Source organism: Prolixibacter sp. NT017 (assembly GCF_009617875.1).
Classification (GTDB): domain Bacteria; phylum Bacteroidota; class Bacteroidia; order Bacteroidales; family Prolixibacteraceae; genus Prolixibacter.
The window spans coordinates 2,698,252-2,721,004 of record NZ_BLAV01000001.1 but is presented as its reverse complement, the minus strand read 5'-3'; the positions used below and the strand labels follow the sequence as shown (position 1 = coordinate 2,721,004).

19 protein-coding genes are annotated in these 22,753 nt (G+C 44.1%); 15 read left to right on the top strand and 4 right to left on the bottom strand.

Annotated features, from left to right (window positions below; translation table 11 throughout):
• The first annotated feature begins 265 nt into the window (after nucleotides 1-265).
• Complete coding sequence (locus GJU87_RS11190) at nucleotides 266-1,003, top strand: hypothetical protein (protein ID WP_153639599.1); 738 nt, start codon at nucleotides 266-268, stop codon at nucleotides 1,001-1,003.
• A 1,606-nt stretch (nucleotides 1,004-2,609) separates the two neighbouring features.
• Here GJU87_RS11190 and GJU87_RS11185 read toward each other — a convergent pair.
• The 3 genes from GJU87_RS11185 to GJU87_RS11175 all read right to left on the bottom strand — a co-directional run bounded on the left by GJU87_RS11185 (nucleotide 2,610) and on the right by GJU87_RS11175 (nucleotide 5,715).
• Nucleotides 2,610-3,311 carry a DUF4396 domain-containing protein gene (locus GJU87_RS11185; protein ID WP_153639598.1) on the bottom strand — a complete coding sequence of 234 codons (702 nt, stop codon included), beginning with the start codon at nucleotides 3,309-3,311 and terminating at the stop codon, nucleotides 2,610-2,612.
• Between the two features lie 80 nt (nucleotides 3,312-3,391).
• A complete protein-coding gene (locus GJU87_RS11180) occupies nucleotides 3,392-3,955 on the bottom strand; it encodes a hypothetical protein (protein ID WP_153639597.1) in 564 nt (187 codons plus the stop codon).
• A gap of 167 nt (nucleotides 3,956-4,122) precedes the next feature.
• Nucleotides 4,123-5,715, bottom strand: coding sequence for a multicopper oxidase family protein (locus GJU87_RS11175; protein WP_153639596.1), 1,593 nt, complete (start codon nucleotides 5,713-5,715; stop codon nucleotides 4,123-4,125).
• 327 nt (nucleotides 5,716-6,042) lie between these two features.
• Here GJU87_RS11175 and GJU87_RS11170 point away from each other — a divergent pair, with 327 nt between their 5' ends.
• From GJU87_RS11170 to GJU87_RS11150, 5 genes are all read left to right on the top strand, one after another.
• Nucleotides 6,043-6,723, top strand: coding sequence for a response regulator transcription factor (locus GJU87_RS11170; protein ID WP_153639595.1), 681 nt, complete (start codon nucleotides 6,043-6,045; stop codon nucleotides 6,721-6,723).
• A 7-nt stretch (nucleotides 6,724-6,730) separates the two neighbouring features.
• Complete coding sequence (locus GJU87_RS11165; protein WP_153639594.1) at nucleotides 6,731-8,101, top strand: ATP-binding protein; 1,371 nt, start codon at nucleotides 6,731-6,733, stop codon at nucleotides 8,099-8,101.
• Nucleotides 8,102-8,218: 117 nt separating this feature from the next.
• Complete coding sequence (locus GJU87_RS11160) at nucleotides 8,219-8,905, top strand: response regulator transcription factor (protein ID WP_194831508.1); 687 nt, start codon at nucleotides 8,219-8,221, stop codon at nucleotides 8,903-8,905.
• Between the two features lie 725 nt (nucleotides 8,906-9,630).
• Nucleotides 9,631-12,912: a SusC/RagA family TonB-linked outer membrane protein gene (locus GJU87_RS11155; RefSeq protein ID WP_153639592.1), complete on the top strand. Its 3,282-nt coding sequence runs from the start codon at nucleotides 9,631-9,633 to the stop codon at nucleotides 12,910-12,912.
• A 23-nt stretch (nucleotides 12,913-12,935) separates the two neighbouring features.
• Nucleotides 12,936-14,417 (top strand): SusD/RagB family nutrient-binding outer membrane lipoprotein, encoded by a 1,482-nt coding sequence (locus tag GJU87_RS11150; protein ID WP_153639591.1) that lies wholly within the window; start codon nucleotides 12,936-12,938, stop codon nucleotides 14,415-14,417.
• A gap of 65 nt (nucleotides 14,418-14,482) precedes the next feature.
• On the opposite strand, the gene GJU87_RS11145 is transcribed toward GJU87_RS11150, so the two are convergent.
• A complete protein-coding gene (locus GJU87_RS11145; protein ID WP_153639590.1) occupies nucleotides 14,483-15,127 on the bottom strand; it encodes a DUF998 domain-containing protein in 645 nt (214 codons plus the stop codon).
• Between the two features lie 381 nt (nucleotides 15,128-15,508).
• On the opposite strand from GJU87_RS11145, the gene GJU87_RS11140 reads away from it, so the two are divergent.
• The 9 genes from GJU87_RS11140 to GJU87_RS11100 all read left to right on the top strand — a co-directional run bounded on the left by GJU87_RS11140 (nucleotide 15,509) and on the right by GJU87_RS11100 (nucleotide 22,732).
• Nucleotides 15,509-16,777, top strand: coding sequence for a site-specific integrase (locus GJU87_RS11140; protein WP_153639589.1), 1,269 nt, complete (start codon nucleotides 15,509-15,511; stop codon nucleotides 16,775-16,777).
• Nucleotides 16,778-16,788: 11 nt separating this feature from the next.
• Entirely contained in the window at nucleotides 16,789-17,844 is a 1,056-nt protein-coding gene (locus tag GJU87_RS11135) for a hypothetical protein (protein WP_153639588.1), read from the top strand.
• A gap of 109 nt (nucleotides 17,845-17,953) precedes the next feature.
• A complete protein-coding gene (locus tag GJU87_RS11130) occupies nucleotides 17,954-18,292 on the top strand; it encodes a helix-turn-helix domain-containing protein (protein ID WP_194831507.1) in 339 nt (112 codons plus the stop codon).
• Between the two features lie 241 nt (nucleotides 18,293-18,533).
• Nucleotides 18,534-19,721, top strand: coding sequence for a VapE domain-containing protein (locus GJU87_RS11125; protein WP_153639586.1), 1,188 nt, complete (start codon nucleotides 18,534-18,536; stop codon nucleotides 19,719-19,721).
• A 222-nt stretch (nucleotides 19,722-19,943) separates the two neighbouring features.
• Nucleotides 19,944-20,831, top strand: coding sequence for a toprim domain-containing protein (locus GJU87_RS11120; protein WP_153639585.1), 888 nt, complete (start codon nucleotides 19,944-19,946; stop codon nucleotides 20,829-20,831).
• 105 nt (nucleotides 20,832-20,936) lie between these two features.
• A complete protein-coding gene (mbpA, locus tag GJU87_RS11115) occupies nucleotides 20,937-21,230 on the top strand; it encodes a mobilization protein MbpA (RefSeq protein WP_153639584.1) in 294 nt (97 codons plus the stop codon).
• Nucleotides 21,227-22,000, top strand: coding sequence for a relaxase/mobilization nuclease domain-containing protein (locus tag GJU87_RS11110; RefSeq protein WP_153639583.1), 774 nt, complete (start codon nucleotides 21,227-21,229; stop codon nucleotides 21,998-22,000). Before mbpA ends, GJU87_RS11110 begins: the two co-directional genes overlap by 4 nt.
• Nucleotides 21,997-22,362, top strand: coding sequence for a hypothetical protein (locus tag GJU87_RS11105; RefSeq protein WP_153639582.1), 366 nt, complete (start codon nucleotides 21,997-21,999; stop codon nucleotides 22,360-22,362). Before GJU87_RS11110 ends, GJU87_RS11105 begins: the two co-directional genes overlap by 4 nt.
• Nucleotides 22,363-22,528: 166 nt before the next feature.
• Entirely contained in the window at nucleotides 22,529-22,732 is a 204-nt protein-coding gene (locus GJU87_RS11100) for a hypothetical protein (RefSeq protein WP_153639581.1), read from the top strand.
• Nucleotides 22,733-22,753 lie beyond the last annotated feature (21 nt).

Sequence of the window (22,753 nt, the reverse complement as noted above, 5' to 3'; positions counted from 1 at the left end):
ATGTAGCGTTGATAACTTTCGGGGCAGCTTTTAGGGCCCGGTACATTGCCAGTGATTCAGAAAATAAACCAAACGGATAAGGGAGTATCCACTCCGGCACTATCCATCTCACTCTTTCCCTGAAAAGGCAAACGAAACCGTTTCCGGCTTTCGGGAGAAGTACTAAACGGAAGGACTGTTGTTCCTTTCCGACCGCTCCGCCGTCGAAATAACTATCGGGAGCGGATTGAACCAGTTTAACTTTCCTTACTAAAAACAAGTTATTATGAGTGAAAAAGCAACCGATTTTTCTTTTGGCTATGCCGAACTGAACCAGCGTGGCGACCACATGGTGTACCTGTACACCCGTGACAAGGAGGTTTTTCTCTCCCTGGGGTTTTCGGCCACCTTCGATACGGAAATAAAAGATAAGGTGGACGAGAGTAAGTCGGTAGAGTCGGATGACTACTGGCTGGGAATTAAAAAAATGAAAAGGGCTGCCGAGAAAAATGCCCGTAAGGTGCTGCTGCGTTCCATCGACATGTTTCAATTGCGAACGGGGCTGTTGTTTGGAACCGATTCGGCCGAATTTCAAAGCTTTCGGTTTGCCGGCGCATCGGGATTGAAGAACGACGAGCTGGTGCGGTATGCGAAAGGATTGCTGAAAACGGCCGAACGCTTTGGCGAAACACTAACAGCGGCCGACGGGATGCAGGCCTTTATTGACGGCTTGAAAGCTGATGGCGAGGTTTTGGACAATGCCATCGACGCGGTGAAGCAGGCTATTGACCAGCGCGACGAAGCCAGCCAGACGCGGGCCCGTGTGGGCAACGAACTTTATGGGATGATTACCCAGGTGTGCGACGCGGGCAAGCGTTACTGGAAAGGCAAAAACGAGGCGTATTACAACGATTATGTGATTTACGGCTCGTCGGCGGCATTGCCGGAAGACGAGGAAGAGGAAGAGACGCCGGCTGACGGCGATACCACCGACACCACGTCAGGCGACGAACCCCAGGCATAAGATAAAAGCTTAGCCCTGGTTTCAGGACAACGAAAGGATGTCATCCCTGCTGAGGGATGACATCCTTTTTGTGTGGTCGCAGCCCTGACTGACCATTCGGGATTGGTGCATCGTGGCAAGTTGCCCTGTCGGTGGTCGGAGACCCCGACAGTGGTTTGGGATGGTCAGGATATTATTATTGAATTGCCCGTAGGGTATTCGGTATTGTAGCCGAAATGTTGAATGGAAGACCGTTACTCCGTAGGAGTTATACATTAGAATTCATTTATCCGGGATTGAATAATTGTGCATCCCCTACGGGGAAAATATCAGCACTTATCGCCACCATTCTACCATACCCAAACCGCTACGCGGTATAATGCTTCGCTTATAAGTCGGTTGTTAATTTCTACTCACCCCATCCGGACTGCGTCTGAATTTCCCCTCTCTCTGTTAGAGCGGGTTGGGTGAGTAGAAAAAGATTTTGTCGGATGAGACGGTTGATGTTTGCTCACCCCATCCGGGACGGCTTCGGATCATCCGTCTTTATCAGTAACCAAGGAACGATTGCCCGTAGGGCATTCGGTATTGTAGCCGAAATGTTGAATGGAAGTCCGTTACTCCGTAGGAGTTATACATTAGAATACCTTTAACCGGGATTGACGATTGGTACATCCCCTACGGGGAAATGCCCGCACTTATCGTCTCCATTCTACCATACCCAAACCGCTACACGGTATAATGCTTCGATTATGGATTGGCTGATAATTTTTACTCACCTCATCCGGACTGCGTCTGAATTTCTACTCTCTATGTTAGAGCGGGTTGAGTGAGTAAAAAGAGGTTGAGTCGGTTGTTGCCGGATTATATATTTGCTCACCCCATCCGGGACGGCTTCGGATCATCCGTCTTTACCAGTAACCAAGGAACGATTGCCCGTAGGGCATTCGGTATTGTAGCCGAAATGTTGAATGGAAGACCGTTACTCCGTAGGAGTTATACATTAGAATTCATTTATCCGGGATTGAATAATTGTGCATCCCCTACGGGGAAAATATCAGCACTTATCGCCACCATTCTACCATACCCAAACCGCTACGCGGTATAATGCTTCGCTTATAAGTCGGTTGTTAATTTCTACTCACCCCATCCGGACTGCGTCTGAATTTCCCCTCTCTCTGTTAGAGCGGGTTGGGTGAGTAGAAAAAGATTTTGTCGGATGAGACGGTTGATGTTTGCTCACCCCATCCGGGACGGCTTCGGATCATCCGTCTTTATCAGTAACCAAGGAACGATTGCCCGTAGGGCATTCGGTATTGTAGCCGAAATGTTGAATGGAAGTCCGTTACTCCGTAGGAGTTATACATTAGAATACCTTTAACCGAGATTGACGATTGGTACATCCCCTACGGGGAAATGTCAGCGTTTATCGCCACCATTCTACCATAACCAAACCGCTACGCGGTATAATGCTTCGATTATGGATTGGCTGATAATTTTTACTCACCCCATCCGGACTGGATTCGAATTTCCCCTCGCGATGTTAGAGAGGGTTGGGGGAGTAAAAAGAGGTTGTGCAACATGAGATATCCCGTTATTTCGAACTTCTTCATGCCGATTTTAAGCCTTAGCTCATCCCGTGTTTCCACCCGATTGATACCAACCACCAATTCATGGGAAAGGTAAATATTGCGCCGACGAACAACCCCAGTGCGCCAAATCCCCAGAAGGTAAACGTATCCGGATTGGGGCTTAGGCCGGCTATTTCCGGAGTAACGAAGCGCATGACCAAACCCATTCCGACCATGACGGTTATCATCGAGAAGAACTCTGCCCTTCCGGCCAGCCAGAGCGCTTTGGAAGTTGAGTCTGCCATTTTGCGCATGGCGATAAACTGAAAGATGAACCATCCGAATAAGAATCCAACAGCATATTCGAACCAGAACTCCGGCCAGAAATTTAAATCGATCATCCGGCTGATGACCATGGCTGTCATGATTCCCAGGCCATCGCCGGCTACGCAATGCATTACCGAACCGGTCACCTTTTTCCATTTGGCCGAAACATATCGATGGTGGTAATCGATTTCATCCTTTCCTTTCTTTTTTCCAATCCCGGGTGGCCTGCAAGTAATGAGATACAACGCGAGCCCGATGACTGAAAAGAAAATCATAATGATGGGCCAGGCATATTTTAATGCCGTATTCACACGGGTGTTCACTTTGAAAACGTCCCATACCACCCATATGGCGGCAATGGCACCAACCAGGTACCAAGGTATGACAAACGAGGGGTTTTCAAGAAAATTCAGAAATGTTACGTTCAGCATGTTTATCACCAGATTTTAAGGTTTCCAGCAGAATCGAAAACAATCGATTCTGCTGGAATAAAGCACCTTCCGTACGCAGGTTACTTATTTTTCATGTGAGATTGTTTCTCCATTTTATTCTTCTTCATATGCTGCGACTTCATCATGCTTTTCTCCTGCATCATTTTCATCATTTCGGGATGTTGTGACATGATGTGCATAAACTGATTTCTCATGGCGGTATCCTTGTCCGTTTTGTTCATCATGTTCTCCATCATTTGTTGTCTCGTGCCGGGGTTATCCATCATCTGGTTCATCATTTCCATTCGGTCCGACATATTCTCACTGCCCATCATGGTTCCTTTTTGTCCCATTTTATCCTTGCCCATCATGGTCTTGTTGCCGTGCATTTCTTCCTGTTTGTCGCCCATTTCCATTTGCCGGTCTTTGCCCATGGTTTCGCTGTTCATCATCATCATGGCCTTTTTGTTCTGTTTGGCCACTTTCGTAAAGTCGCTCATCATGTCGGGGTTGCCCGCGATGGCTTTAAAAATAGCCTGTCGTGTTTCCTGGTTTTCGAGGAGCTTGTTCGCGTCTGCTTGCTGACTAAATCCTTTCGCTGAAAGGAATGTAATCATGGTAAAGATTAAAACTAGTGCTTTCATGGTAATTGATTTTTTGGATTCAACTTTTAAAATAGAGACGATGATCTGGTTTTTCAGATCGAAATTGTGCTTGACATGTCTGTTATGACCTGGTTGAGTTCATTCGGTTATGTTGCGCACCCGGTTGAACCGTTTTTTAATTTTAGTGTCCATTGGTTTTGAGCCTGCTATGCAATGACCTCATAATTCCGCATCATGCCCATGTCTTCATGTTCCAGGTTATGGCAGTGGTAGACAAAGATTCCGGTAAAGTCTTCGAACTTCATTACCGCCTGCACTTTCATTCCCGGCATAAGCAGGAACGTATCCTGCCAGCCCTGGTCAACGAAACCATCTTTTACCGATTCCCAGACCGAGGCGCTCATGTCGGAGACATCGCGGTCGATTATTCTGAATTGCAAACCATGCAAGTGAACGGGGTGGGGCATTTGCATCATGTTGCCCATCCGGCCCATGCCCCGGCTGCCACCACCATTAATGAATTCCCATATTTCGGTGGTGTTGAGTTTTACTTTTTCCCAGTCGGCTACCCCCATCATTTCAAAGGTTTCGCCATTGATGACCCATTGCATCCGTTCGAACGAGAAATGAAATGTTCTGGGGTTGTTGGCATTCACAGCATCCGAGGGAGACAATATCCTGTGTTTTGCGAAGGCAGCCGGGAGCTCTTTCTGTACGCCGGCTTGTGGCGTTACCTGGAACGATGCCAAATCGAAGGCTGTTCCGTTGGGTGTTTGTTGTTGTCCGCCTCCCATCATGCCCCCCATCATTCCGCCGCCTCCCATGGGAGAACCGGTTTTGAAGGAAAGACTTTTTAACCGCACTTCTTCGCCGTCGTTATGGGAGGAGAAGTCTTTCCATATTTCGATGCGCTCGCCCGGAGAAAGCATCAGGTAGGGCCTCGTTACCGGTTTTTCCAGCAGGCCGCCATCTGTTCCGATGGCCACGATATCACTGCCATCGCTCCAGGCCAGTTTGTAGATACGGGAGTTGGAGCCATTTAAGATGCGGAGCCGGTAGGTGCCTTTTTTCACATCGAGGTTCCAGTCGGGTTGGCCGTTGACCAGTATTCTGTCACCCAGAAAGCCCTGCATACGGGCCATTCGTCCACCATCGAGGTATACCAGCTGATTGTCAGCATCTATTTTTCGGTCCTGAATAACTAACGGCACGTCATATTCTCCGTCGGGTAACCCCGTTTCATCGCCTTCGACAATGAACAGTCCGGCCAGGCCATAATATACCTGTGGGCCGGTGTACTTGTCGGGGTGCGGATGGAACCAATACGTGCCGGGGCGATTGTTGACGGTGAACTCATAGACAAATTCCCCGCCCTTGTCGATGGCATACATGGGATGGCCATCCATCTTCTGCGGGATATGCAATCCATGCCAGTGAATCACACTTTCACGCGGCAGTTGATTTTTAAAACGAACACGAACGTTTTGTCCTTGTTTTACCCGGATAACCGGACCAAGATAGCTGCCCGGCAATTTATCTACTGAAGCATTCTCTGCTTTCAGGATGCGGGTTTGGTAGGTATAAACATTCGTTTTACTACCGTTGAGAAGCTGCACTTGATCCGGACTGGCGGTGAACTCCAAATCGATGTCTGCCGGGAAATTTTTGTTCAGGGGATGGGGTGAAACCCTTTGTCCCCCGGTAATTGAATTGTACAATTTTGGGAGTACCGGAACGCTCAGAACACCAACCGATGCTGCAGAGGCAATCCAGATGAATTTTCTGCGTGAGGTATTCATTGATTTTCTGGTTTTGAAAACGTTGTTCTTTTAGAATAACACACATGTAGTTAAATTGTTACTGCTTTTTTACTTGTTTTGACATTCAGGGCTTTGGGCCTGTCTGGAGGGAAGACTGATGGTTATTGATGATACTAAAGGGACGCGTAGGAGAATGATACCGCCATGGCTTGAGCCACTTGCAAATGGCAGGGCTGGAAACTTCCCGATCTTCCCATCTTCTTCTTCGCCTATGCCTGTGCCTTCTCTTTCCTCAAAAATTACCTCAGCTTAACTTGAAGAAATCTAAATAAAATTACCTTTAAGCGATTCTTTGTTTTTACAACGATGAACATACTGCTGATAGAGGACGAACAGAATGTGGTCGCATTCATCAAAAAAGGATTGAAAGAGCAGGGCTACTCGGTCTTTGCTGCATACGATGGTCCCACAGGATTGGAATTGCTGACCCAGAATGAAGTCGACCTGGTGATTCTGGACATTGTCCTTCCCGGGATGAACGGTCTGGAAGTTTGTACGAAAATACGGAAGCTGGGCTTTATCGACGTCCCCATCTTAATGTTGACCGCCCTCGGAACCACCGATAACATTGCCAAAGGATTGGATTCGGGCGCCGACGATTACCTCGTGAAACCGTTTAAATTTAAGGAACTGACGGCCCGAATCAGGGCGCTTTCGCGAAGAAAGAACCTTTCCCTCGAGACCGGAAACCAGCTGGAGATATCCGATCTGATGCTCAACCGGAACACGAAAATTGCGGTCAGGGCAGGCCGGGAAATTAAGCTGACTTCTACAGAATATCGCCTGCTCGAGTATTTGATGAAGAATCAGCGAAAGGTGCTGTCCCGGGTCGACCTGCTGGAAAATGTGTGGGGCATCAATTTCAACATGGGTACCAATGTGATTGATGTGTACATGAATTACCTGAGGAAGAAGGTCGATAAAGGCTTCGATTCGCGGCTGATTCACACGGTGGTGGGGATGGGATACATCATGAAAGAGGAATAGTCCGGTTATGAAAATCCGCAACAAAATCACGCTCATCTTCACACTTCTCGCCGGTTCGGTTCTGCTGGTCATCATGGTTTTCATCTACATTTTCTCCGACCGTTATACCGATTACGAATTTTACCAGCGACTGAGTGAACGCGCCAACGTCATTGCCGGAATCCATTTTGAGAAGGATGAAGTGAGTTCGGAGATGTACGCGGAAATTCAGGAAAAATACCTTCATAAGCTATCGGAAGAAAAAGAGACGATCATCCCGACGGACAGCATGAAACGGTTGATCAATAACCAACATATTCCCCGGAATTTCAGTCCCTCTTTCCTGGTCGAGATTCTTAGCCAAAAGCATGCCCGGTTTCGAACCGGGAAAATCTATCATGTGGGTATTCTCTATTTCGACAACCAGGGCAATTTTGTGGTGATTGTTTCGGCAAAGAACCGGTACGGACAGGCTCAGCTCAACAACCTGTTGCATGTGCTGCTGATAGCCTTTTTCATCGGGATGATTGTCATTTATTTTATTGGACGTTTGTATGCCGGAAAGGTGCTGCAACCCATGGCAGCCATTACGGAGAAGGCGAAGGATATCAGTGCGCACAACCTGCATCTCCGTCTGGATGCAATCGATAACAAAGATGAAATCTCGGAGTTGGCTGTTACTTTCAATCACATGCTCGACCGGCTGGAAACCGCTTTTCAGCTGCAAAGCAATTTTGTCAACAACGCTTCTCACGAGTTGCGGAATCCATTGACAGCCATTTTGGGTGAGGCGGAAGTCTCCCTTCAGCAGGAGCGGAGTGCGGATGATTATAAAAAGGCGCTTCAGATTATTGAGAAGGAATCCGAACGGCTTGACAGTTTAATTACGAGTCTGCTGAAACTGGCACAGGCAGGAAACACCCGTGAAGAGGTGACGAACACGCCGGTCCGGATAGATGAATTACTGGTAGAGCTGGTTCACGAATGGGAAAATAACAACCCCGACAATCAAATCCGGCTTGACATGTCCCGGTTGCCGGAAGAGTCCGGATGGTTATCGGTCAGGGGCGACGAGAGTTTGTTACGGGCGTCTTTCATTAACATCATTGGCAATGCCTGTAAATTTTCCAACAATAAAGAAGTGGTTGTTGGGATAACGGGAAAAGCCGGTTCCGTCACGGTCTCTGTCAAAGACCAGGGCGTGGGGATTGCTGAAGCAGAACTTCAGAATATCGCTGAACCTTTCTACCGGGGAACCAATGCCCGGAGCTTCGAAGGATTCGGTATCGGTTTGTCGCTGGCTCACCGGATTATTAAACTGCACGGGGGAACTTTATCCATCTCCTCCGAACTGCAAAAGGGAACCGAGGTAACGGTTTCATTTCCCAATAACGCGTAAAATAGCTTCAAATTCTAATCTCATTTTAATCTGGTTCTTAATCCATTTTAAAGCCTTGGGTTTATTATTGTTCTGAAGTAATTGACGGAACTGATTATGAACCCAAAAGCACCCGGAATGTCGACAAAAAGACTATTAATCATTGAAGAAAATCTAAAAACCGCCTCATCCCTGAAACAGAGCCTGAACGAGTTTGGATATGAAGCCGACATTGCCTACGTCGATGAAACCGGCGAAGCGCTGGCGTTGTCCGGACACTATGATTTAATCCTGATAGCTGTGAAAACAATTGAATCAGATGGTTATCAGTTTTGCAGAAACGTCAGGGAGAACAATTACCAGGTTCCGATACTGATTTTATCGGCATCGGAAAAGATCGAGGATAAACTTTGCGGCTTTGAATGTGGCTGCGATGATTATTTGTCCATCCCTTTTAATCTCAGTGAACTGAAGGCCCGGATTAAAGTCTTGTTGAAAAGGGTGGTGGAAGCTCCGGTTGCTGTCGATACCATCCAGATTGCCGACCTAGAAATTAACCGGTATGCCAAGACTGCTTTCCGGAATCGCAGGCCCATTAAACTCAGTTCGAAAGAATACAACCTGCTGGAATACCTGGCGGTGAACAAAGGCAAAGTGGTCAGCCGTTCAGAACTGAGCGAGAAAGCCTGGAATAAGAAATTCGATCAGCGGTCCAATATCGTGGATGTTTACATCAATTCGTTGCGAAATAAAATGGATAACGGCTATCATCAGAGTTTGATTAAGACCCGGATTGGTTTTGGCTACGTTATGCAGGAGCAGTAACAGCGGTCGCAATTTGTAATACGGAATAATTGACAATCTAATGTAAAAACCCCACATGTATCCCGAAAACCGATAATCCATCATATATTCTTCTCCTTCCCGAAAGACTGAACCCGGAAGCTTCTTCTAAAGAATGAACGCTCCAGAGTTTGGTCTTTTTTCATTCCCAAAATTTCACTTATTGGATGACTTTTTATCGAAAAACGGCTTGTCGACAGCTTGTTGCAAAGATGTTACACCACGTTGGATGACCGTCAAAAGTTTGTGTCGTAACTAAAAATGATAAGGTTTTGTGATATAGTGGTCTAACGTTTTCTTCTCCCAGCGACGGCCAGGAAAGGATAGTTGTTCGAGATACGAAAGAAACGCTTGTATCTATATCATTTAGGCTTGTTTCGGATATTTTTATTGGGACGTATATGCTTTGCTAATCGGTTATTACAAAAGTATTACGATTGATAGATAACCGTTAAAAATATATTACATACGTAAATAATTATTGTAATATAATTCCCTGCTAATTTCATTCTAATCCGGTTTTAATTTGGAGTTGATTTTATTTTAAATGATGATTTAAGTCCGCATAATGACGCTTTCCCATCTTCGGAGTTGAGAAACAGATTGATATCACGTGACTGTTTGATGTAGCCCGGAATGATTATTTCGCCCGGCTTCTCAACCGTTGAAAAACAACTCTTTTAAGTATTGAATCCAAAATTTAACTCATGAAAAATCATTTTGCGGTACAGCCATCCATTCGCAATGGCCGACGTTTTATGTTATGGCTGCTTGGATTGTTGTTCATATCTTCTCAAGCGTTTGCCCAGGGCAAAACGATTAAGGGGAAAGTAGTCGACACAACAGGTCAGCCGTTAATCGGAGCAAGCATTGTGGTAAAAGGAACGGCCCACGGGGCCGTGACCGATGTTTCAGGAAACTATACACTGAACGTCACCGAAGACAATCCTGTTCTGATTTTCGCTTATCTAGGCTATACCACCCAGGCGGTGCCGGTTACCGACCAAACCAATATCGACGTGACCATGAAAGAGGATAAAGCCGGGCTTCAGGAAGTGGTGGTGACGGCCCTTGGTATTAAAAAGGAGAAAATTAATCTGGGATATGCTGTTCAGACGTTAAGTCCGAAAGCGTTGACACAGGTAACGGCTCCCAACCTAATCAACGACCTGAGCGGAAAGCTGGCAGGCGTTTATGTCACCAACGGAGGGGCAGGAGTAGGATCTACTTCCCGCATTGTCATTCGCGGTGAGAATTCCTTTTCAGGAAGTAACCAGCCGTTATTTGTCGTCGATGGTGTTCCGATCAACAATGAAACGTATTTCAACGATGCGGTCGAGAATTCCTCCAGCGAAGGAACATGGGCCGAAGTTGACTGGGGCAACGGTGCCGCCGAAATTAATCCCTATGACATTGGCGATGTGACCGTACTGAAAGGTTCTACTGCCGCTGCCTTGTATGGCTCACGCGCAGCCAACGGTGCTGTGGTGATAACAACGAAAACAGGTGCCTCGAAAAAAGGATTGGTTGGCGTTAGCTTTCATTCATCCACCACACTGGAGACACCTTTGAAATTACCCCGTCTTCAGAACCAATATGGTGCCGGTATCGATGCTTATCCGCTTTCCGGTACACCGACCACTTATTCGTTTGTCAACGGAGGAACTTCCAACGAAAATAATATCCCGAACTGGGGACTTAAATTTGACCCGTCGTTAGATGTGCTGCAGTTTGACAGCCCGGTGCCGGGAACGAATTTGCAGGCCGGCGACCTCGTTGCATTGGGACAAAGTGGCAAAACAGCAACACCGACTCCGTGGATCGGACATGCGGACCATTTTAAGAAATTCCTGCAGACAGGCGTTACGACCGAAAACAGTCTGGCGTTCTCCGGAGCAACGGACAACGGAAGTTACCGCTTCTCATTTGGTCAGTTGTATAACAAAGGCATTCTGCCCGGAACCGACCTGAAACGCTACACCGTTGCGCTTCGTGGCCAGCATAAATTTGGAAACAAGTTAACGTCCAATGTATACATCAATTTCATCAACAGCGGCAGTTCCAACCGTCCGAACATTGGTTACGGTTCGGAGAGTGTGATGTATACTTTCTTCGGAGTTTACGGCATGCCGATGAACATCGACATCAACTCACTGAAAAAACAGTGGCAGGTAGGCAGGGACCAGCAAAATCAGTTCCGTTACTGGAAAAACCACGATAATCCGTATGTAACGCTTTACGATAACGTGAATAGTTTCAATAAAAACAGGGTGCTGGGTAATGCGTCGCTGAAATACGATTTCGACCCGCACTGGAACCTGATGGTACGAACCGGATCGGATTTTTATGTGGATAGCCGCGAAGGTCACCGCGCATTCACTACTGTGCGTTTTCCTACCGGCGGTTTCCGTACAGACGATGTGAACTATTTCGAGAATAACACGGACTTCCTGTTAAGTTATAAGAAAAAGCAGAGTTCGATATTCAATGCCAGCGGCTCATTTGGAGGTAACCGCTTCCTGCAAAACATTACGTATACCCGGAATATTGCTAACGCGCTGATTACTCCGGGACTTTACAACTTCTCGAATGCCAGGAACCAGTTGCCTACGCTTCTGGAAAAATCGAAAAAGCTCATCTACAGTATGTATGCGATAGGCGATTTCGACTACAAAGGACAGCTCTTTTTGAATGTGACTGCTCGTAATGACCACTCCAGCACGCTGCCCAAAGGAAACAATTCCTATTTCTATCCTTCGGCTTCGTTGAGCGCGGTCATCTCCAGCATGGTGCAAATGCCGAAAGCCATTTCGTTGCTGAAAGTCAGGGCTTCTGCTGCCAAGGTTGGACGGGATGCCGATCCGTATTCCATCAACAATACGTACGTCACGCAGACTCCGTTTAACAATTATCCGTTGACGACCGGTAACAGTGTGCTGGCTAACGCGAACCTGAAACCTTCGTCTACCACAACGACGGAATTTGGTTTGGATATGAAGTTCCTGAATAACCGCATCGGAATTGACGCTGCTGTTTATAACTCGGATACCAAAAACGAAGTGGTGAAACTTCCGGTACCGGTTTCATCGGGTTACTCCAATGCTTACGTCAATGGAGCTTCCATCAATAACAAGGGAATCGAGCTGGTATTAACAGCTTCTCCGTTCCGTTCCAATACCGTTGACAAGTTGAACTGGGACATGACGTTCAACTTCAGTCACAACGTGGCCAAAGTAACAGCATTGCCGGGCGGAATCACCAGTTATACCTATGCCCAGGTAACGCAGTACGACCGCTACTATCGCGCCATTCAATACATTGCCAAAGTAGGAGAGCGGTTGGGTAACATGTACGGAAATTCATTTGTCAGGGACGATAAAGGGAACATCGTGTACAAAAACGGCGTGCCTCAGTTCACTACAAGTCAAAACACGTTGTTGGGTAACTATAATCCCGATTTTGTTCTCACCTGGTCGAATGACCTCTCCTGGAAAAACTTCAACCTGAACTTCCTGTGGGACTGGCATCAGGGCGGCAAATTCTATTCGTATACCGAATTGGGTGTCATGGCTGGTGGTATGTCGGTTGAAACCTTGCCGGGCCGCGAAACCGGAATTGTCGGAAAAGGAGTGATGGATGACGGCAACGGCAACTATGTTCCGAATACAGTGAAAGTGGATGCAGCGACCTATTACAACGCGTATTATAACGCTACCAACAACGAAGCCTTCATGTACAACGCTTCTTTCCTCAAGTTGAGGCAATTCCGTTTGGGCTACACTTTTAGAAATATCTTCCACACGAAGTCTACTGCGGCTTCCAATCTGAACCTCTCGTTTGTAGCCAGAAATGTTTTGGAATTCACCCAGAATAAGGATGTCGATCCGGAAACGCTTGCCCTGCGCGGTCAGCAAATTCTGCCCGGAACAGAGTTCCTGAGTATTCCGTCGACGAAAAGTCTTGGATTCTCACTGGGTCTTAAATTCTAATGTAACCGATTAATACGAAGAAAATGAAAAAGAATAGATTTGTTCTTATCGTTCCCATCATAGCCAGTTTGCTTTTCAGTTCCTGTTCCAAAGAACTGACTGACGCAAATATCAATCCCAACAGCCTGGAAAAACCGGATGCCACGACCATGTTGTCCAATACCATTGTTTCGGAATCTTACCATAACTCCAGCATGGCATGGACGCTGGGCAACGGTTATAGCCAGTATATGACCTTCAGTCAGTCATACTACAACCAGGGAACACGTTATTCGCCGGTCACCAACGAGCCGTACTGGACGGCCATGTATGAAGCAGCCCGCGACGCCAACACGTTGTACGACCTGGGGAAAACACAGAGTAACCCGATGTTGCAGGCTGTAGCGCTGACCTTGCGCTCATACGCTTTTGCTCAGCTGACAGAGCTGTGGGGCGATATTCCTTTTTCAGATGCTCTTCAGGGAGCTTCCGGAACTTATACGCCGAAATACGATTCACAGGAAAAGGTTTATACTGATCCGGATGAAGGAATTCTTCCCAGCCTGAAGAAAGCAGACGATTTGCTGAAGTCAAACGCGAACGGCAATGTTAGTGGTGATTTGCTGTTTAATTCCAATGTGGCCTCCTGGCGGAAGTTCATCAATGCCCTCAGGTTGCGTTACCTGTTGCGGATTTCTTCTCAAAAAGATGTATCTGCAGAGATGACAGCCATCGTTAACGACGGCATGCTGATGGATGATGCGACGCAGAGTGCGGCACTCGAACTGCCGACGTCCATTCCTTACAATTTTGTCAGTCTGACCGAGCGCTCGGGAGATTTCAACGTGAAGTATATGAATAGTCTTCTCTACGATACGTTTAAAGCAACCGGTGACACGGCGCGGGTGAGCGACTATTTTGCGGTAACCGCGAATGCATCTTCTACCGGGACATTCAGTTTCGACAACTACGGAGGAATGCCCATTGTCGTCGATGCGACCAGCACGCAAGCTGCTGCGGCTTCCAACTTCAATGGCAGCTTTAAAAGCGGTTCCAACGGCTACCTCACCGAAGCTCGGGTCATGACGTATGCGGAACAGGAGTTCATCCTGGCCGAAGCAGCCCTGAAAGGCTATATCCCGGGCAACGCTGCTACCTTTTACAACAAAGGTGTGATGGGCGCTTACGCGGAAATAGGTCTGGATGCGACCGCTGCTTCCAACTACCTGATGCACGACGGGGTGAAGTTCGACAGCTCTACCAGCGATGCTTCCATGAAGCAAATCATTACCCAGAAATGGTTGGCCAATATCAACAATGGCTTCGAAGGATGGATTGAATATCAGCGCACCGGTTATCCGGCTTTGCAGACCGGCGGCAATGCCAACATGAACGGTGGAAATATTGCCACGCGCTTTCTGTATCCGACCACTGAAAGCACCATTAATACCACCAATTATAACGACGAAGTGCAGAAAATGGGTGGAAAGGAGACAACTACCTACAAAGCCTGGTGGCAGAAATAAAATGATTGATTAGTATTTTCCGGATATCGGTAAAGGGGGAATGAGTACATCTTGTTTCCCCTTTTTTATAGTTTTTTGTCACGAAGCATTTTGAAGCTCATCACAAGCAGCATCACGTAGTAGTTCAAGGTGTAAATCCGTTGCCATACTCCTTTATCATGCAGAATAAAATTGTCGGGTTGATAGTATTTGGCAACTAAAAAGAAGGATGTCATCACCAGGCCGATTCCGACAACCGTCCACAGGTAAGCATGTAATTTTCGATTTTCCTTCCGCGGAAACATCAGCATCAGCCAAAAGGGGAGAAGAACCATTCCCGTGTCTCCGATTCCGCTAAAAATGTTATGCCATCTTCCATCCACGGTAATGGAGGTATCAGGAGGATTAATGGGGAACAAACCCGAACCGATTCCTTCTCCGAATCCGTAAAGCAACAACGAAAAAGCGGCTAGTTTTAACCACGTGTTTGAAGGGTATACCCGGTAAAAAGCGATGACGAATAGTGAAATCAGCACGGAGACGAATATGCCCCACAAAGATACCCAATGCTGAATCGGGCTTCCGCTTTGCCCGAGGTACGACATCGATTCTGATTTCCAGTCGTAACCCGGAAATTTTGAACCGAACCAAATATCGAGTGTAATTTCAAGAATAAAGAATAACCAAAAGGACACCAATCCTACCCAAATTATCGTATCTCTTCCTTTCATGTTGGTGAATTAAACCCTAATGATAGGCATTTCATTGATTCATTCCTATCAAAAAGGAGTCCTTGTTTTATAGAAGGAGATAGGCATAAAAAAAGCCTGAAACGCTTATTTTTATTGACGTTTCAGGCTTTCCAGATCTGTCAGGGTGACAAGATTTGAACTTGCGACCCCTCGCCCCCCAGGTGTGTTCTTTTCATTTGTATCTGTCTGTAATCTCTTAATTTTGTTTATATTTGGATTTCTCTGTATATCCCGAAATAAATGCTTTTTTATATGCTTTTTTAATAAAAACGGCAGGAAAACGGCAGGCGTAAAAATGTCCTGAAAAGCGGCAGGATTGCTTAAAATTGGCGGCAGGGATTAAGATATGACAAAATTCAAATGAAAAAAAGCTATTCCATAAAATTGATTGGTGGGGAGAAAAGCAAGCTGAAAGATGGCTCTTCGCCAATCGGTCTTGTGATTCGTAAACAAGGAAAACGCAAGATCATGTTTTTGGGAATTTCGGCTCTTCCTGAGCAATGGAATAGTGATTTTCAACTTTATATTGTCGACTCCAGGAAGAAGAACCTGCATCCAGATCGCGAACAAAACAATAAGTGGCTTGCCGAAGTGAAGAAGCGGTCTGATAAGATCCTGGAAGAGTTTGAAGAGAATCGAATTGACTGGACCTTGAATCAATTCGAACAGCGCTTCTTGAATAAGTCTAAACACACTGGTGTTGAAGGTTATTTCCAGGATTACATTGATAAGTTGGACCGTTCCGGGAAGATTGGGAACAAGAAAGCTTACGAGAACACACTTGGCATACTGAAGCTTTTCGATTCTAAATTCAGTCGATTATCGTTCAATGATATTGATCTAAAATACATCAACAAATTTGATGAATTTTTAAGAGTGGAACGGGGGCTCACTAACGCTACAATCAAATATTACATTAAGACTTTCAGAGCATTGCTCAACAAGGCTATAAAGGAGGGGGAAGCATCATCTGTGAGTTATCCTTTTGGAAAGACAGGTTATAGTATTTCAGCCTTAGAGCAAGAATCTGAGAAGCGTTACCTTCCAAATGACTACTTAGAAAAACTTAAAACAGCTGAATTGAAAAGTCATACGCTGCGATGGGTCCGAAATTTATTCCTGTTCTCTTATTATTGCCAGGGAATGAGTTTTGCTGATGTTGCAGCATTGACAACTGATAATATCCTTGTTTTCGAAGGTGGCCATTACATTGCGTACAGGCGGCAAAAAACTGAGGGAAAAGATTCCAAGATCATCCGAATCAAGATTTCAGACAATATTCAGCAGCTCCTTGACTGGTTTAAGAACAATACTCAGCTTGTTGAGAATTACCTGACACCCTGTGTGTCGATTGCAGGATACGAAGGTGAGAAGCTTTATGATCACATTCGGGGGCGGTACCGTAGATATAACAAACACTTGAAGACATTGGGTGAGGAATTGAATTTTGAAGGAATAAGGCTCTCCTCATACATGAGCCGGCATAGCTATGCTATGAGATTGAAAAACAGTGGTGTCCCGGAGGACGTCATTTCTGAAGCATTAGGACATAAGGATCTGGCTACAACTAAGGTTTATCTGGATTCATTTCAGAAAGATGAGATTGCTAAAGCAAATGAATTATTGTGAACGTTAGATACATGGAAGACATAGAAGCAGGCTTTAAATTCTACTTTTTCCTGACTATAGAGTCAATTTTTCAGAAACACATTGAAGGACTCAAAGCGGTCGAAGTTAGTAATGCAGAAATAGAAGAAGTGGGTGGGTACGATTGTTTTATCGATTCGAGTGGAATAACTAACCGTTGGAGTAAGTTTATTGATGAGGTTATTAATATTCAATTGGATCAAATATCTATTGAGTTTGGAGAATTTTGGTTTCTCTATAATCAATTCAATAGAATTAAGAATGGTCTAGATCAAAAGATACAGTCTAACAAGGGTGATTTTGTTAAAGCTAGATTAGGATGGATTCCAAGTACAAATGAATTGACTTATCAGATTGTCACTTCATTTGATAATGAGAGGGATTATTCAAAGAGCTTTCACATGGTCTATGATTGTATTAATAAAGAGATTGATGATAAAAAGTATTTCGAGCTATGCAAAAAAGCAGATGCTTGGATGACGAGCATCTGGAATGGCAATAGCGATGAGCATTTTATTCCAAATGATTTGATGCTGGAGTTTGTGAATATCTATCCGACAATAAAGGAATATGATGATAAGCTGAAAGAAGAGAGGGATTTATATAGCTCTTTGTATCTGGAAACAGCAAGTAGGATTACCGATGAAGTGGAAGGCGTGGTTTGTAGTAAGGAAGATGAAAATGAAGCTTCAAAAGACAATGGTAAAGTAGCGAAAAATTCAATCAGGCCTGTGTTTAATGAAGAAATAAGGGAGGACGTAATATCCCGTTTTGGTGAATACTTCACGCCCAGAAATGAATTTGCGAATTTTGTTAACGGTGATCCAATAAATTGTAAAATTGACTTTAGTGGTGTCCAAGCAAAGTTGGCCGGCATTTTCGTTCAATTAAGGCGTGATAGGGATATTGATACTGGTTTTCATGAAGAAACTTATGAGTTTATTAAAAACACTTTTACATTGAAAGGGGAGAATATAGTTACTAAGGAGATTTTTAAATGTTTAAAAGACCCTAGTAGGATCAATGAGAAAAATATGCTCAGAATTTAGGCGCTTTAAAAATGGGGTGTAACATGGGGATAACAATAGGGATCCCCATTTTTTATTTGTTTTGATGACGATAGTTTTGGTCCCGAATTCAAAACAAAACAAATTGATTATGGATAACGAAAATGTAAGAATTACCGATGACACCCCATTGTCATTTTTGACTGTTGGCCAGTTTAAGCGGCTGATGAGTAACCCCGCCAAGAAAGAGATTCCTAAACAAGAAATCCCTGAAGTATTTGGAACAAAGCTGGCCGCAAAGATATCAGGATATTCTGTAGCTACTATTTACTCAAAGACGTCAAAGAAGGAGATCCCATTTTTTAAAAGGGATAATCATGTCCTATTTCGAAAGGATTTGTTTTTTGAATGGCTAACCGAAAACAGAGTAGAAACCTCGTCCGAATACTCAAAGAGGATGGATCAACACCTGGTAGATAAAAAGCGCTAATTACTTGCAACTGGTGTCTGTTATAAATTACTGCAGGGAGTGTCAAATTGATATAGTGGGAGTTTTTTCAGTAGAAAATTCAAACGCGTGTTGATAGACAACTATGCTGCGGAACCCAGAGTTCTCAAAGTCTACAAAAAAAAAGCGTAAAGCCCCACTTTACGCCCAATTGCCAATTTATTTTATCACTTAGAAAATTATACTGCAAAGATATGATTTTCTGTTTAAATCATTTGCACCAATGAATACAAATGAAAGGGATTTGTACGTCGTTAAGAATCCGAAAAAGCAAACAGTTTATGACGATGTAGCAGAGTATTTATTCGAAAAATACGACATCCAATACAACGAAATATCGCATGATTTCCAAATCTCGTTGAAAAATGAAAGAAACTGGCGCAACCTGAATACAAGCTCTCTGCTCATAGAGTTAGCAAAGGTTGGAATAGACATTAGTCCAAGAAAACTAGAGATTTTTATCCAGTCAGGGTTCATTAAGAAGTACAATCCAATTCAGGAATATTTCAGCTCCCTTCCCGAATGGGACGGAACTGACTATATAGCTAAATACTGCTCTTACGTACCAACATTCGAGGATGAAGCATTTCTGTATCATTTCAGGAAATGGCTTGTTCGAGCTGTCAAATGTGCCTTGGAGCCAGAATATTTTAACAAGCAGGCATTTATTATTAGCCATAAGGGCCAAAGTTCCGGAAAATCGACCTGGTGCCGGTTTCTTTGCCCTCCCAAGCTTTCTTCATACATAGCTGAGGATATTGGTAATGATAAGGATGCCCGGATTCAGCTTTCTCGCAATTTTCTGATGAATCTCGATGAGCTATCTGTTCTGTCCAAAAAAGACGTGAATGCCTTGAAAGCGTATTTCTCAAAGACATTTATCAACGAAAGGCTACCGTACGACCGAAAAAATACCAATCTCCCCAGGACCTGTTCATTTATTGGCTCCACGAACATGAGTTCCTTTTTAAACGATGAAACCGGTTCAGTTAGATGGCTGTGTTTTGAACTTCGGGATAGAATAAACTTTGCCTATTCCAAAGAGACAAATATTGATAATCTCTGGGGGCAAGCATATTACTATGCCTATAAATCCGATGATTTTAATCCGGAACTGACAATGAAGGATATCAAAGAGAATGAAGACCGGAACTCCAAGTATACCAGCTTGACAACAGAACAGGAGTTAGTTGCCCAATATTACGAGAAATCACAGAGTATGGATGATTTTATTACTGCTACTGAAGTAATAGCAGCCTTGAATTTTCTTAATCTCCGATTGAACCACATCAACATTGGCAGAGCTCTTTCCGGCTTCAATTTTCAACGCGTTAAACATCCGAAAAAGCAAGTTTGGGGCTACCTGGCAAAGTCCAATATTATCAATCAAGAGAGAAATCATACAAAATAGTGAATTTAACCTACCTACTTACCTAAGAGCAAAATTGAAATTGATAATCAGTGCTTTGCTTAGGTAAGATCAGTCGTATTTAAGTTGCCTGGAACCTACCTAAGTTACCTATTAGGTAAGATAGGTAAGATGAAAAATCGACTTACCTGTGGTTTATGTTTTTGATATTCAGCGTTTAGGTAAGTAGGTAGGAGAAAAACAGAAAAATGAAAAAAATAGCCGATGAAAAGAGAAATAAAACTACAGTGCGACACAGCTCGAAATTTATCAATATTTGACTTTTTACGTTCTGTTGGAATAACTCCCCGGAGAGAAAATTCGAGGGAAGCCTGGTATGCCAGTCCGTTTAGATCGGAAGCAATACCTTCTTTTAAAGTGTCGAAGGTGTTGAATCGTTGGTTTGACCATGGTGCCGGTATTGGTGGCAATATCATTGACCTGGTTGTTGCTTTAAACAACGATTGTTCCGTTCAGGATGCTTTGGCAATTTTGGAGAAAGGCACTTCTCTTTCTTTTCATGAGCAAATTGATTCGGACTCAATGCCGGAAAGAAACCGAATTGAAATACTTAGTGTTACTCCGATTCAGCACCCAGGACTGAAAAGATATTATTCCTCCAGGGCAATTCCCGATCTGGTGATATCCAGATATGCGTACGAGGTACATTATTCGTTAGGCGGAAATAGATATTTCGCTATCGGAATGAAGAATGTGTCCGGAGGTTGGGAATTGAGAAATCAGTATTACAAAAATTCGAGCTCGCCGAAAGATTATACTTTAATCCGAAATTGTAATTCGATGCTTTCAATTACAGAGGGCATGTTCGATTTTTTCACGCTCGTCTCGGAAGATCCGGAACTCGCAAAAACGTCTGATTTTGTAATTCTAAACTCCCTTTCTTTTTTGGATCGGGTGACTGAAATACTTCCCTTCTATAAACACGTCGATCTTTACCTGGATAACGATTCATCCGGGAAGCAGGCAGCAAAAAAGCTGTGTTCCTTATACAACGTTTGTAGTGATTTATCGAGCCGGTATTCGGCATATAAGGATCTTAATGAGTGTGCAAATAGCGCAAATTTTGGATGTACGCGAAAAATGTCGCGATAGCTTATTTCAAGATGTGTCATCGTCATGACAATCTTGCTTTGTTCCCCGTGGTCACAAAGGGAGTTCACCATCGTTCCAATGGTTCACCAAAAACTAAAAAACAGTATGAAAAGAAAGAAAATAGAATTTCGTTGTAGTTCACTTGAAAAAGCGATCATTAAAAAGAAGGCAGAGAATGCCGGTTTAAAAATCAGTGAATTTTGCCGTGCAACGGCTCTGGGGCAGCGTGTCACTTTTCGAATGACGGATGAAGAGCTCTCCGTATATAAGATGCTTGTAACCTACAGCAATAATTTCACACGGATCGGCAATCTATTCCGAGATAAGGATACCAGATTTGCCCAGGAGATTCGGCAAACTTCGGACGAAATAAAAAAGCATTTAAGGAGACTACAATGATTGGCAAGGCAAAGAGTATAGCACATACAGCCAATGCTGTTGACTATGCCGTAAAAAAAAACGGCGCTGAAATAATTGACAAAAGGATGGTCGTTGGGGAAAGCGGTGTTGAGATTGCTGCTGAATTTAGGGTCTTTCAGGATTTAAATCATTCGACCAAAAATAAATCAATTAGTATGGTCTTGTCTCCGGAGCCTGAAGATGGTCGAAAGTTGGGAAATACGGAATTTCGGAATATTGCAAATGAGTTTTTGTCCGGGATGGGACTTGAGGAGCACCAGGCTATTGTCGTAAAGCACACAGACCGGAATCACGCGCATTTGCATATCATATGTAATAGAATTGATTCTTCTGGAGGAACATACAAAGACAAATTTATTGGTAAGAAGGCACAAAGAATCGCTGATGTAGTTGCCGGCAGTCTCGGTTTGATTAGAGCGAGAGTAGTTCGGGACTTAAAAAAGAAAAGTTCTTTGCAATTGAGAAACGAGATTTATCGGTTGCATAAAGAAGCCATGAACAGCATGCCGATGGACTTCACTCAGTATGTTGACGTGATGATTTCGAAAGGCGTAGATATTGAACCCGCTGTAAATAAGAAAGGGAAACTTCAGGGATTTCGTGTGAGATATCAAGGGCAGAGCTTCAAAGCATCAGAAGTTGATCGGAATATGAGTTTTTCGAAACTGACTTTCACCCACAATACCAAAATTGGATCTACCCCAACCATTCGTAAAATGCAAGGAAGAAAGAACGGATTATCGTTATGACTAGTAAAAGACACAATATTGAAACCATTGCAGAAGTGTTGATTGATCGGCTTAATGCAATGGAAAAAACAGCGATGCGCATTGAAATTGCAGCAGCAAAAGAATTGAAGGTCGATACAACCGATTTGGATCGCAAAACCAAACATCTGTCAGTTTTAACGGATGATTACATCCGGAAGATTGAGGAGAATAAGATAAGGAGGCTGTCGCTGCCTAAATGGTTGGTTATTGGCTTTGTTTGTTTGTGCATTCTTTTCTCTGGAAGTGTTGCTTTAAATATTTATCAAAAGTTCGAGTATGACAAGGTGCATGAAGCGGCGGTTGTATGGTATAAAAAGGCACATAATGAGAACGATAATTAGAGTGAAAGAGTAAGCTCTATTTGCCGGGATTTGTAGATTTTGAGGCATAATGGTAAATTTTACCATTATGCCACTATTGCTAATATCTTATTGGTTTTAGGAATTGTCAATATCGAGTGAACAGATAGAAATGTTGTGCTCGATTATTGTATTTTTAAAATAAAAAATGATGATGAATGCAAATATTGAAAAGAATAAAAATGTATTGACAGTCAGTCTCCCTGATGATGTCGATTTGTCTGAATTGTCAATGATCGAAGTCGTCTCAAAGGATACTTCAGCTGTTTTTAAATTGAATGCTTCCAACTACGCTTTAAAAGACCTTCTCGATAAGATTACTCCTGACAATCTTCATCACGAGATATTCTGATCTAGAGCGTAGCAAGTGCAT